We start from the raw sequence: 12,836 nt of genomic DNA, 5'->3' as shown, positions 1-12,836 counted from the left end.
CCATCCTGTACCGAAATTCTTTGACCCATAAGGGATGCCCCTTTAGGGTTTTATGAGGTATTAGCAACGGTTTCCCGTTGTTGTCCCTCTGTACAGGGTAGGTTGCCCACGCGTTACTCACCCGTCCGCCGCTAAGTTTATTAAATTCCATCCGAAAACTTCCTTTAATAAACTCCGCTCGACTTGCATGTGTTAGGCACGCCGCCAGCGTTCATCCTGAGCCAGGATCAAACTCTTAATCAAAATTTCTGGGTACATCTTTTTAAAAGATGTGTTTTTTTTGCTGGCTTAATATCTATACTGTTTAGTTTTCAAAGACCTGTAATTTCAAAGTTTTTATTTCAATCACTGTCAAGTGACAGCTTAACTACTATATCATTTTTGTGCTTAATGTGTCAAGTGTTTTTTTCGCCGCTTTAATTTGTTGAATCCTGTTATTTTTAAAGCCGCTTATATAATATATACTCTTTTTCACATTATGTCAACCACTTTTTTATTAATAATTTTTTCTTTTGTTAGTATTGTTTGTTGCCGCCCCTAGAGGCGACTTTTACTACTATACCATCCCTATACCCGTAAGTCAACTGTATTTTAGCTGTTATATTCTTCCTTTATATTTCCTACATTATATATTTATAATAATATTAATCTAGACTCTTGCTTAATTCTTTTCTAAACTTCTCAATTATTTTCTTTTCCATTCTTGAAACAGTCATTTGTGAAACCTGTAGTTCATCTGCAACCTGCATTTGCGTTTTGTTTTTAAAGAATCTATCCTTAAGTACTTTTCTTTCTACTTCATTTAATTTTTCTACAGTTTTATCAAGAAAATCTTTATTTTCGATAAAATCGAAATTTTTATCCGTTTGACCTATTAAATCCATTAATTGAATATCCTTGTCTTCCCCGTCATTATCATAGGTAAGGTCTAAGGACTTTGGAGTATATACTTGACTTGCTTCCATTGCTTCTATAATTTCTTCCTCTGTACACTCTAAATATTCAGCAATATCTTTTATTAATGGACTTCTTTGTAGTTTTTGATGTAAAACAGTTTTAGCACCATTTATTCGTTTAGACAATTCCTGTATTCTTCTTGGGACTCGTATTGACCATCCCTTATCACGAAAATGTTTTTTAATCTCTCCTATAATTGTGGGTGTTGCAAAACTAGAAAATTCAAATCCCTTATTGACATCAAACCTTTCGATAGCATAAATAAGCCCTAGAGATGCGACCTGATAAATATCTTCATAGTCAATTCCCTTATTAATAAATTTTTTTGATAATATTTCTGCTATGTACAAGTTTCTATTTACCAATTCATTACGTATTTCAATGTTTCTGTTATTTGTATAATATAAAAATAGTTCTTTGTCTGTCATTTTTTTTAGGGATTGAATTGACTTTATTGAGTTAGTAGCTTTTGCTACGCTTTTCATTAATAATCATCCCCCATATATTTTGACATTCTAATTATAGTGCCTTTTCCTATATCAGAAGCTATTTCTACTTCATCCATTAATGATTTAATTATAAATATTCCTAACCCTCCTTCTTTAAGGTTATTTAAATCAGGAATATTAATTTCATCAGTAATACATCCTCTTCCACTATCACATACTATCATAGTTAACTTTTTCTCTTTTAAAATAAATTCAATATCAAAATTTTCTTGATCATCTTTTTTTCCATGGGTAATTGCATTAGTACAAGCTTCAGCTATTGCTACTTTAATATCCTCAATTTTTTCAATATCGAAGCCCATTCTATTGGCAATAGCAGCAACGGTTAATCTAACAACACTTACATATTCAGGTTTATTAGGTATAGATAGTTTTATATGATCATTTATAGCTTTACTCATATTTGCTTGCTCCTTTATTATATTATACATAATATTTTTTTGTTCACCCCTCAATAATAAATATTTTATCTAATCCCGTTATATTTAGAAGCTTCTTTATGCTAGGCTTTATGTTTATAATAATTATGTCCTTGTTATACTCTTTAAGCCTTTTTAAAGCACCTATCAATACACCCAAACCCGTGCTGTCTATGTATTCTAAATTTTTCGCATCAATCTTTATAGCTTCTTTTTTTTCTTCAATTAGTTTTATAAATGCTTCTTTTAACTGCGCGGATGTGTAAATATCTACTTCTCCTTCTAATTCAATATGCCACTGGTTTTGCTGTTCGTCAAATTGATTCTTGATTAATAAGGACATACATTAACCCCCCTTAGTTTTTCTGCAAATTATTATTACCCATTAAATTTTAAATGAAACATTTTTTTAAACAATGTTTTGTTTTACTAGAAAAAGGTATCCATTAGCAATGATACCTTTTTACTAATAAACACTTTTTTTACTCTTCTTCAACTTCATGTAAAGGAATTAAAGCAAGTGATACAATTTTTTGGTCTCCTTCTGTTCTCATTAAAGTAACACCCTTTGTATTTCTTCCCATCTTGGAAATATCCTTAACATTTAATCTAATAACTGTTCCGTCATTATTAATTAACAGTATTTCTTCATCATTACTAACAGTTTTTGCACCTATAAGTTTACCTGTTTTAGTTGTTATATTATATGTTTTTATTCCTTTACCACCTCTGGTTTGAAGACGATACTCACCAATATTTGTCCTCTTACCAAAACCTTTTTCTGTAACAACCATTAAATCTTTTTCTTCAGTAGCAACCTCCATAGCTACTACTTCATCCTCTTTTGATAGGTTTATGGATTTTACACCCATAGCTGTTCTTCCCATATCCCTAACATCTTTTTCCATAAACTTAATAGACATACCATTAACAGTTACTATAATAATTTCTTGATTTTCATCAATTGTTCTAACACTAATTAATTCATCATCTTCTCTTATACTTATTGCAGTTAACCCACTTTTTCTTGTGTTCTCAAATTGACAAAGCTGAGTCTTTTTAATAATTCCATGCTTTGTAGCCATAATCAAATATTGAATTGGGCAATTTCTACTTACTGGAATTATCGCAGCTATTTTTTCATTAGGCGTTAATTGTAAAAGGTTTATTATAGCTGTTCCCTTTGCTTGCCGCTTTGCCTCTGGTATTTCATAGGCGTTTAACTTATATGCTCTACCTTTGTTTGTAAAGAATAATAAATAGTCATGACTTGATGTTATAATTAACTTTTCTACAAAATCCTCTTCTCTAGTTGTTACACCAGTTACACCCTTTCCACCTCTTCTTTGACTCTTATAGGTGTCTATAGGTAGTCTCTTTACATATCCAAAATGTGTTAGTGTAACTACAACATCTTCTTCATCAATTAAATCTTCTATATTTATTTCACCTTCATCAAAAACTATTTGAGTTCTTCTCTCATCATTAAATTTTTCTTTGATTTCTAGTAATTCTTCTTTAATGATATTAAGTATCAATTCTTCACTTGCTAAAATTTCTTTTAACTCCTTTATTAAAGCTAAAGTTTCTTCTAAGTCAGCTTCGATTTTATCTCTTTCTAAGCCTGTTAGTCTCTGTAGTCTCATATCTAATATTGCTTGAGCCTGTTTTTCTGATAACTTAAATTGCTCTATTAAACCAGCCTTGGCAATATGCACTGTCTCAGAAGACCTAATTAAAGAAATAACTCTATCTAAATTATCTAATGCTATCTTTAATCCTTCTAATATATGTGCTTTCTCTTCTGCTTTAGTTAAATCATACTGTGTTCTACGGGTTATTATTTCTTTTTGGTGCTCTAAATAATGCTTAAGTATATCCTTTAGCTTTAATAGAACAGGTTGTCCTTTTACAAGAGCAATCATAATAATACTAAAGGTATCTTCCATTTGAGAGTGCTTATGTAATTTATTTAATACAACATTTGCATTAGCATCTCTTTTTAGCTCTATAACAATTCTCATTCCGGTTCTATCACTTTCATCCCTTAAATCAGATATACCTTCAATTTTTTTGTCTCGAACTAAATCTGCTATTTTTTCAATTAGTTTAGCTTTATTAACTTGATACGGTATTTCTGTAACAACAATTTGCTGCCTACCATTCTTCATTTCTTCTATACTAGAAATAGCTCTAACCTTAACTTTACCTCTGCCTGTTCTGTAGGCTTCTTTTATTCCCTCTTTCCCCATAATTTGAGCCCCTGTTGGAAAATCAGGTCCTTTAATATATTTAATTAGTTCCTCTGTATCAATTTCAGGATCTTCTGTCATCTTAATTAATCCATCAATTACTTCTCCCAAATTATGAGGTGGTATGGATGTTGCCATACCTACTGCAATACCGTTTGATCCATTTACTAAAAGATTAGGAAACCTACTAGGTAATACTGAAGGCTCCTTAAGGGTATCATCAAAGTTAGGAATATAATCTACAGTCTCTTTATGTATATCCCTTATCATTTCCATAGAAATTTTAGATAACCTTGCTTCAGTATAACGCATTGCTGCAGCGCTATCACCATCCACTGAACCAAAATTACCATGACCATGTACTAAAAGATATCTAGTTGAAAAATCCTGTGCCATTCTTACCATTGCATCGTAAACTGCAGTATCACCATGTGGATGAAACTTACCTAAAACATCACCAACAATACGTGCAGATTTACGAAATGGTTTATCTGGTGTTAGTCCTAATTCTGTCATAGCATAAAGTATTCGTCTATGTACAGGTTTTAAGCCATCTCTTACATCTGGTAATGCTCGTCCAACTATAACACTCATGGCATAGTCAATATATGATTTTTTCATTTCATCTTCAATACCAATAGGGACGATTTTGTCCTTCTCTTCAATCATCTAGTATCCCCCCACTTTATACATCTAAATTACTAACGTATTTAGCATTTTTTTCGATAAATTCTCTTCTTGGCTCCACTTTATCACCCATTAAAGTATTAAATATCTCATCAGCTGCTGCAGCATCCTCAATATTTACCTTTAATAAAGTTCTAGTATCAGGATTCATAGTTGTATCCCATAATTGCTCAGGATTCATTTCTCCTAACCCTTTATATCTTTGTATTGCTATTCCTGTTCTACCAATTTCTTCAAGCTTTTTATTTAATTCTTTTTCTGAATATAAATAATACTCATCTCTACCCTTTTTTAATTTATATAAAGGTGGTTGAGCTATATATATATGCTCTATCTCTAGAAGTGGCTTCATATATCTAAAAAAGAAGGTCAATAATAGTGTTCTAATATGGGCCCCATCAACATCAGCATCAGTCATAATGATAATCTTATGATATCTAAGCTTTCCTATATCAAACTCTGATCCGATTCCAGTACCAAAGGCTGTAACCATTGTTCTAATCTCATTATAACTGAGTATTTTATCTAACCTAGCCTTTTCTACATTTAGTATTTTTCCTCTTAAGGGTAATATCGCTTGAGTAGCTCGATCTCTTCCTTGTTTTGCACTACCTCCAGCAGAATCTCCCTCAACAAGGTAAATTTCGCATAAAGCAGGATCTTTTTCAGAGCAATCAGCAAGCTTACCAGGGAGAGAAGTGTTTTCTAATACCCCTTTTCTTCTTGTTAATTCTCTAGCTTTTTTAGCAGCTTCTCTTGCTCTTTGGGCCTTAAGTGCTTTCTCTACAATAGCCTTTGCCTCTGTTGGATTTTCTTCTAAAAATGCTTCAAGATATTCTGCTGTTGTTCCTTCAACTACTCCTCTTATTTCACTGTTACCCAATTTTGTTTTTGTTTGCCCCTCAAACTGTGGTTCCATCAATTTCACAGAAATAACTGCAGTTAATCCTTCTCTTATATCTTCTCCTAATAAATTAGGTTCCTTTTCCTTTAGGTAATTAATTTTTCTTGCATAATCATTTATAACCCTTGTCATTGCAGATTTATAACCAATTAGGTGGGTTCCACCTTCTTGAGTATTAATATTATTAGCAAAACTAAATATATTTTCTGTGTAAGATTCTGTATATTGCATTGCTATTTCAACTACAGTACTATCTTTCTCTTTTTCAAAATATATTACCTTTTCATGTACTGCTTCTCTATTTTTATTTAAATGCTTAACGAATTCAACAATACCACCATCATAATGGAAGGTGCTTTCTTTTTCCATTTCTTCTCTTTCGTCCTTTAATACGATTGTTAATCCTTTATTTAAAAAGGCTAACTCCCTTAAACGATATTCTAGTGTTTCAAATTTATATTCTGTTTCTTCAAATATTTCTGCATCAGGTTTAAATATAGTTGTAGTCCCTCTTTCGGTAGTATCACCAATCATCTCTAATTCATTAATTGGATTACCCCTCTCGTATGATTGCCTATAATGTTTTCCGTTTAACTTTACATCAACTTGTACACTCTCTGACAATGCATTTACTACAGACACACCTACTCCATGTAAACCACCTGAAACCTTATAACCACCACCACCAAATTTTCCTCCAGCATGTAGGACAGTCATTATTGTTTCAAGTGTAGATTTTCCTGTTTTAGGATGTGTATCAATGGGTATTCCTCTACCATTATCCTCCACCATAATTGAATTATCTTTTCTTATCACTACTAAAATTTTATCACAAACCCCAACAAGAGCCTCATCAATACTGTTATCAACTACTTCATAAACCAAATGATGTAACCCTCTTGGTCCAGTAGTTCCTATGTACATTCCTGGCCTTTTTCTTACTGGCTCTAATCCTTCGAGGACTTGAATCTGATTAGCACCATACTCTTGTGTTCTATTATCCATTTCGCTACCTCCTACTGACATATATAAAAACTGTTAATAAATTTATATTACATAAATAAACTGCTGACCAATACTTAAATATTTTTTAAATACTCTGTCAAGCAGATTAGTCTAATATTTATCTGTCCCATCAATAAATCCCGCTCGTTTTTGTAATGTTAATGCTGATATGGGTGAATAATAAATTATAGTTTTCATACTTTTCTTTCCGGTCTTTTTCTTATTTATGACTCTTTCAGTTAATATGAAGGACCTAGGCTCCTCGTTTGAAATTTCTTTTATGAAGCCTTCATCCTTACAGGTTTGTAGAAACATTCTACTATTTTTTGCCTTTAATGTAGATTGTATGTCGAATATAGCAATTATTTCCTTCTTATGAACCACTACTTCTCCACCTAGATGAAGAAACATATAAATCACCTCTGTTTTTTACTCCATTCCTTTATTATAACCTTTATTACCAATGAATAAAAGATAATATGGATTATTTTTGTAAATTAGTCTTTTATTCTTATCTCACCTTTTTTTACATAAAAAATTCTATTGTTAATTTCTTTTGTTTTTAATTGTTCTATAATTGTTGTTGTAATAAAGGTTTGTATATTTTTTAAATTATTAATTAAATATTGTTGTCTATTAGTATCTAATTCACTCATTACATCATCTAATAGAAGTATTGGATATTCCCCTACTTCTCCCTTTATAAATTCTAATTCTGCCATTTTTAAAGATAAGACAGCTGTCCTTTGTTGGCCTTGTGATCCATAATTTTTTACTTCCATATTATTTATTTTTATTAATAAATCATCTCTATGGGGTCCAACTACTGTAGCTTTCTTTAATATTTCTTCGTCACAAGTTCTTTTTAATTCAGACAAAAATTTTTCTGTTATATCATTATTTTCATCCTTTTCAACAACGGGAATGCTGCTATCATATATAATTTCTAATGATTCAATTTCATCAGTAATTTTCCTATGCATAAGCTTTGCAAGAATACCTATCCTTTTAATAAATTTTCTTCTATTGTAAATAATGAAGGCTCCTACATTAGCCAACTGATGATTCCAAATATCTAAATCAATTTTTTTTCCTCGATTATCCTTTAGTAGTTTATTTCTCTGCTGAAGTATTCTATTATATTGATTTAAATGATAATAATATTTAGGATAAATTTGACATATTTCATTGTCTATAAACCTTCTTCTTTCAACTGGGCCACCTTTAATAATTTTCAAATCATCCGGAGAAAATATTACTACATTAAGGTTTCCTAATAATTCACCCATTTTTATTAAAGGAATCCTATTTACCTTAATTTTTTTCTTTTCTTCTTTATCTAATTTCATTTCTATTTCTATTTCACCATTTGCTTTTTCTAATATTGCTTTTATATAAGCCTGCTTTTTATCTAATTTAACAAGCTCTTGATCTTTATTAGTTCTAAAGGACTTACCTATAGCACATAAATATATAGCCTCTATTACATTTGTTTTCCCTTGAGCATTTTCACCAACTATAATGTTTAATTTAGGATGAACTTCTATATGTAAAGAATCATAATTTCTATAGTTCAAAAGTTTAAGCTCTTTTAAATACATTTGAATCCCCCTATATCATCCCAATTAATTATTATTCAACCTGTATTTTAATATCTTCTACAATTACTATATCACCTGGTCTAATTTTTTTACCACGTTGATTTATAGTGACACCATTAACCTTTACATCTCCATTTAAAATCATTAATTTTGCTTGTCCACCACTTCCTACAATATCAGAAATTTTCAGAAGTTGGTCTAGCTTTATAAAATCTTCTTCTATTCTTATTTTTTTTATCATACTATAACTCCTTCACTGTCTATAATAGTCTTATTTTCTTCCATAATATATAAAATAATCCATACAAAGGTATAATTCTCTTATAAATAAAAATATAACCCAGCTTTTGCTGGGCCAAAGAAATTAGTTGGAAGATACTCTTACGGGAAGGACTAAATAGGTGTAATTTTCATTATCTACTGGTTTCATAATACCAGGACTAATATTAGTTGTAAAATCAAGATATATTTCTTCATCATCAAAAACCTTTAAAGCATCCATAAAATATTTTGAATTGAAGGCTATCTCAATGTCATCTCCTTCTAGTAAAATCACTATTTCCTCATGTACTTTTCCTAATTCTGAATTTGAAGTAATAATCATTTTATCGTCATTAATAATGAGTTTGACTAGATTGTTCTTTCCTTCTCTTGCAAGTAGTGAAGCTCTTTCAATACTATTATATAAATTTCTTGTATTTATTTTAACCCTCGATTTATATTCTTTTGGTAGTATTTGTTTATAATTAATAAATTCCCCTTCTAGCAGCCTTGATATTAATTTTGTCTTACCAGTAATAAAAAGTGCATGATTTTCTGTTAAGCATATTTCAATTGGCTTCTCATTGTCAACTTCAAGTATTCGTGCTACTTCAGATAATGTTCTAGCTGGTATTACTGCTTTATTACTTATATCTGACTGGATTTTTCCTTTTCTAAGGGCTAATCTATATCCATCTAAAGCCACCATATTCAAAGAATTTTGATCTATTTCTAATAATACACCTGTCAGAATTGGCCTTGATTCGTCTTGTGATGTAGCAAATACTGTTTGTTTAATCATATTTCTAAATAATTCTTGTGGAATTTTATAGAAATTATCTTCACTTATTTCAGGTAAATCTGGAAAATCATCTGGGTTATGGCATACAATACTAAACTCAGCATTTAAGCATTTGATATTCACCTGATTGTTATCAATAAGCTTTATATCTATATCTGCATCCGGTAGTTTTCTGATGATATCACTAAAAAGTCTAGCATCTATAACGGTAGCTCCTTCATCTAATATTTCTGCCTCTATTAAATTCTCTATTCCAATTTCAAGATCCGTTCCTACTATTTTTAATTGATTAGAAGCAGCTTCTATGTATATACCTCTTAATATAGGAAGTGTCGTTTTAGTAGATACTGACTTTTGAACAATATTTATACTATTTAGTAAGGATTTTTGAGGGCAAATTATATGCACTGTGGATAACCTCCTTTAGATAAGATATAGAAAGAATAAAGAAATATAGAGTAGTAATAGTAATAGGGCTTGTTGAAATGTTGATAACTAGAATTTAAATTGAACTTAAAACAAGGAGCTCTGTGTATAAAGTGTGAGCAAACTGTAAAAAATAATCCACATATTAAGTCCAAATTTGCCTCTAGAAACATATCAACAGCTTATTAACAATAGCCTGTTTATTAATCTCCCTTTAATTCTTTTATTATATCTTCTATTCTTTCTTTAAAATTTTGATCTGTTTTAATATCATTTAATACTTTGTCATGGGCATGCATTACAGTTGTGTGATCTCTTCCACCAAATTCTTCACCTATTTTAGGTAAAGATAAATCCGTTAACTCTCTTGTAATGTACATAGCTATTTGTCGTGGATAGGCTATAGCCCTTGTCCTCTTTTTTGAGTCAATATCTTCTAATTTAATATTAAACTTTTTAGAAATAACATCCTTAATTGTTGCAATATTCAACTGTTTTGGTTTTGATGAGAATATTTCCTTTAATGCTTCACTGGCTAGGTCTACTGATATTTCACTATTCGTTAAAGAAGAATATGCAACTATTCTAATTAAAGCTCCTTCTAATTCTCTAATATTAGCCTGGATTTTTTTTGCAATATAAATAGTTACATCATTAGGAACCTCGATATCCTCCATTTGTGCTTTCTTTCTTAAAATAGCTATTCTAGTTTCAAAGTCTGGTGGTTGAATATCAGTTATTAATCCCCATTCAAAGCGAGATCTTAGTCTATCCTCTAGAGTAGGTATTTCCTTAGGAGGCCTATCACTTGAAATTATAATTTGCTTATTAGATTCGTGTAAGGCATTAAAAGTATGGAAAAATTCTTCTTGTGTTCTTTCTTTACCAGCAATGAACTGAATATCGTCGACAAGTAGGACATCTACATTTCTATACCTATTCCTAAACTCTACATTTCTATCATCACGAATAGAATTAATTAGTTCATTAGTAAAGGTTTCAGAAGAAACATATGCAACCTTTGATTTAGGATTATTTTCAAGTATATAGTGACCTATTGCATGCATTAAGTGAGTTTTTCCTAGACCAACACCTCCATAAATGAACAAAGGGTTGTAGGCTTTAGCAGGTGCTTCGGCAACTGCAACAGAAGCTGCATGGGCAAATCGGTTACTATTTCCTATAACAAAGGTATCAAAGGTATATTTTGGATTTAATGTTGTAGACGTTAAGATTTCAAGCTGTGTTTTAGAATTTTTATGCTGATCCTTCTTGGGATTTTTAATGGTTTCTTCAGAAGGAACTACAAATTCAATTTCAAATTTTTTACTGGTAACTTGTTTAAGTGCATTACTTAATAAGGTAATATATCTAGTATTCAATATACCTCTAGTAAAATCATTTGGAACGCCTAATACAATGTGCTTTTCTTCCAGAGAAATGGGTTCTATTGTCTTAATCCATGTGTTAAAGCTAACTTCAGTAAGCTCAGTTTTAATTAGATCAAGAGTTCTTTCCCATACTTCAGGCAGGTTATCATACATATAACAGCCCCCTAACTGTTGTAGATTTAATAAAAATTATAGTAATAAAAAATAATTATACTCATATTTATCCACAATTATTTTAGATAAGAGAGGATTAATTTTAAAATTTTGAATTAAAATATATATAACAAAGTTATTAACAAGCATGTGGATATAATAGTGAAAAGGGGTCTAAATTAATTATATAAAATAGTTATCTACAATGGCAACATTTATTTAATACACAAAAAAAAATAGTAAAAATGATACATAATATTGATAAAACAAGGGAAACTTCTAAGTTATGCACAACATTATCCACAAGATGTGTATAAAAACTGACATTGTTGATAAAATACAGAAAGTTATCAACAAGTATTTTAATAATATCAAATACAAATTGACTTTTCAACAAATTTAATAAAATATCCACAAAAAAAAACATTTACACAAGAAATTATCCACAAAGCCTTACAAGCTTTTATCTTGACAGTAGACTGCAATATAGTTATAATCTAGTTGTATTATTTTTAAGTACTGGAGACTAGTATTTAATTATTACGATAATAACTATGACATATAGAAGTACTTGTAGTACTTGAAGGGGGTGTATTTCGTGAAGAGAACTTATCAGCCTAAAAAAAGACAGAGATCAAAAGAACATGGCTTTAGAAAAAGAATGAGAACTAGTAATGGAAGAAACATTGTAAGAAAACGTAGATTAAAGGGCAGAAAAAGATTAACTGCATAAGGCCGCACTATGTGGCCTTTTTCTGTAATACAAAGGAAATTATGAACGTTGGCAATTATGCGGAGATTCATAATTTCCTAAATGTACATATTAGACCATGACTATTTTTTATAAAGAAGGTTTTCTATATATAGGAGTTGTTAGGTTAATGAAAGCCAGTGATGGGCTACGAAAAAATGATGACTTTAGAAAAGTCTATAAAAACGGAAATTCTATGGCTAATAAATTACTCATTATTTATTTAATGAAGAATTTTACTGAAGTTAATAGAGTAGGATTTACTGTTTCTAAAAAAGTAGGAAAAAGTGTTGTTAGAAGTAGAGTTAAACGCCTACTAAAGGAGTCATATAGATTAAATGTCAACAAGGTTCAAATCGGCTATGATATAGTTTTTATTGCAAGAGAAAATTGTAAAGAAGCTAATTATAAAGAAATTGAAAGCGCTATGCTACATTTAATAAGGAAAATGAAAGTACATAAATGAGTGTAAACGGAGTGATATAATGGCAGGTATATGTATTTGGCTAATTAAAATATACCAAAAATGGATATCTCCTATAAAGGGACAAACCTGTAGATTTTATCCAACCTGCTCTAGTTATAGCATAGAAGCTTATAAAACATATGGGTTTATAAAAGGAAGTTATTATACGATTAAGAGAATATTAAGGTGTCATCCCTTTCATCCAGGAGGATATGACCCCTTATTAAAAAAATAGGTGAGTAGGGGGTTTTA

At 30.4% G+C, this 12,836-nt stretch carries 13 protein-coding genes and 1 rRNA gene; 3 read left to right on the top strand and 11 right to left on the bottom strand.

The features are described from left to right. From BLP68_RS09810 to dnaA, 11 genes are all read right to left on the bottom strand, one after another. Positions 1–243, bottom strand: a 16S ribosomal RNA gene (locus tag BLP68_RS09810); the annotation flags it as partial. 401 nt (positions 244–644) lie between these two features. Beyond that, complete coding sequence (locus BLP68_RS09805; RefSeq protein ID WP_091542975.1) at positions 645–1,442, bottom strand: SigB/SigF/SigG family RNA polymerase sigma factor; 798 nt, start codon at positions 1,440–1,442, stop codon at positions 645–647. Then, positions 1,442–1,867 carry an ATP-binding protein gene (locus BLP68_RS09800; protein WP_091542974.1) on the bottom strand — a complete coding sequence of 142 codons (426 nt, stop codon included), beginning with the start codon at positions 1,865–1,867 and terminating at the stop codon, positions 1,442–1,444. Before BLP68_RS09800 ends, BLP68_RS09805 begins: the two co-directional genes overlap by 1 nt. A gap of 43 nt (positions 1,868–1,910) precedes the next feature. Further along, positions 1,911–2,228 carry an STAS domain-containing protein gene (locus BLP68_RS09795; RefSeq protein WP_091542973.1) on the bottom strand — a complete coding sequence of 106 codons (318 nt, stop codon included), beginning with the start codon at positions 2,226–2,228 and terminating at the stop codon, positions 1,911–1,913. A gap of 139 nt (positions 2,229–2,367) precedes the next feature. Then, positions 2,368–4,806, bottom strand: coding sequence for a DNA gyrase subunit A (gene gyrA / locus BLP68_RS09790; protein WP_091542971.1), 2,439 nt, complete (start codon positions 4,804–4,806; stop codon positions 2,368–2,370). A gap of 16 nt (positions 4,807–4,822) precedes the next feature. Next, positions 4,823–6,733 (bottom strand): DNA topoisomerase (ATP-hydrolyzing) subunit B, encoded by a 1,911-nt coding sequence (gyrB, locus tag BLP68_RS09785; RefSeq protein WP_091542969.1) that lies wholly within the window; start codon positions 6,731–6,733, stop codon positions 4,823–4,825. Between the two features lie 111 nt (positions 6,734–6,844). Further along, on the bottom strand, positions 6,845–7,144 hold the full coding sequence (gene remB, locus BLP68_RS09780; RefSeq protein WP_091542967.1) for an extracellular matrix regulator RemB: 300 nt from the start codon (positions 7,142–7,144) through the stop codon (positions 6,845–6,847). Positions 7,145–7,230: 86 nt separating this feature from the next. Next, positions 7,231–8,334 carry a DNA replication/repair protein RecF gene (recF, locus tag BLP68_RS09775; RefSeq protein ID WP_091542965.1) on the bottom strand — a complete coding sequence of 368 codons (1,104 nt, stop codon included), beginning with the start codon at positions 8,332–8,334 and terminating at the stop codon, positions 7,231–7,233. A gap of 31 nt (positions 8,335–8,365) precedes the next feature. After that, complete coding sequence (locus BLP68_RS09770) at positions 8,366–8,575, bottom strand: RNA-binding S4 domain-containing protein (protein WP_091542963.1); 210 nt, start codon at positions 8,573–8,575, stop codon at positions 8,366–8,368. Positions 8,576–8,698: 123 nt separating this feature from the next. Further along, on the bottom strand, positions 8,699–9,805 hold the full coding sequence (gene dnaN, locus BLP68_RS09765; protein ID WP_091542961.1) for a DNA polymerase III subunit beta: 1,107 nt from the start codon (positions 9,803–9,805) through the stop codon (positions 8,699–8,701). 221 nt (positions 9,806–10,026) lie between these two features. After that, on the bottom strand, positions 10,027–11,367 hold the full coding sequence (gene dnaA, locus BLP68_RS09760; protein WP_091542960.1) for a chromosomal replication initiator protein DnaA: 1,341 nt from the start codon (positions 11,365–11,367) through the stop codon (positions 10,027–10,029). A gap of 598 nt (positions 11,368–11,965) precedes the next feature. On the opposite strand from dnaA, the gene rpmH reads away from it, so the two are divergent. The 3 genes from rpmH to yidD all read left to right on the top strand — a co-directional run bounded on the left by rpmH (position 11,966) and on the right by yidD (position 12,819). Next, positions 11,966–12,100, top strand: coding sequence for a 50S ribosomal protein L34 (gene rpmH, locus BLP68_RS09755; RefSeq protein ID WP_091542958.1), 135 nt, complete (start codon positions 11,966–11,968; stop codon positions 12,098–12,100). Positions 12,101–12,248: 148 nt separating this feature from the next. Further along, positions 12,249–12,584 (top strand): ribonuclease P protein component, encoded by a 336-nt coding sequence (gene rnpA, locus BLP68_RS09750; protein ID WP_091542956.1) that lies wholly within the window; start codon positions 12,249–12,251, stop codon positions 12,582–12,584. A 19-nt stretch (positions 12,585–12,603) separates the two neighbouring features. Then, the gene (yidD, locus tag BLP68_RS09745) at positions 12,604–12,819 is read left to right on the top strand and encodes a membrane protein insertion efficiency factor YidD (protein WP_091542954.1); all 216 of its coding nucleotides are present in this window, start codon (positions 12,604–12,606) and stop codon (positions 12,817–12,819) included. Positions 12,820–12,836 lie beyond the last annotated feature (17 nt).

Origin of the sequence: Alkaliphilus peptidifermentans DSM 18978, from assembly GCF_900101495.1 — a bacterium.
GTDB classification, from domain to species: Bacteria; Bacillota; Clostridia; order Peptostreptococcales; family Natronincolaceae; genus Alkaliphilus_C; species Alkaliphilus_C peptidifermentans.
The sequence above is the reverse complement of the archived record's forward strand: the minus strand, read 5'-3'. Positions and strand labels throughout refer to the sequence as shown.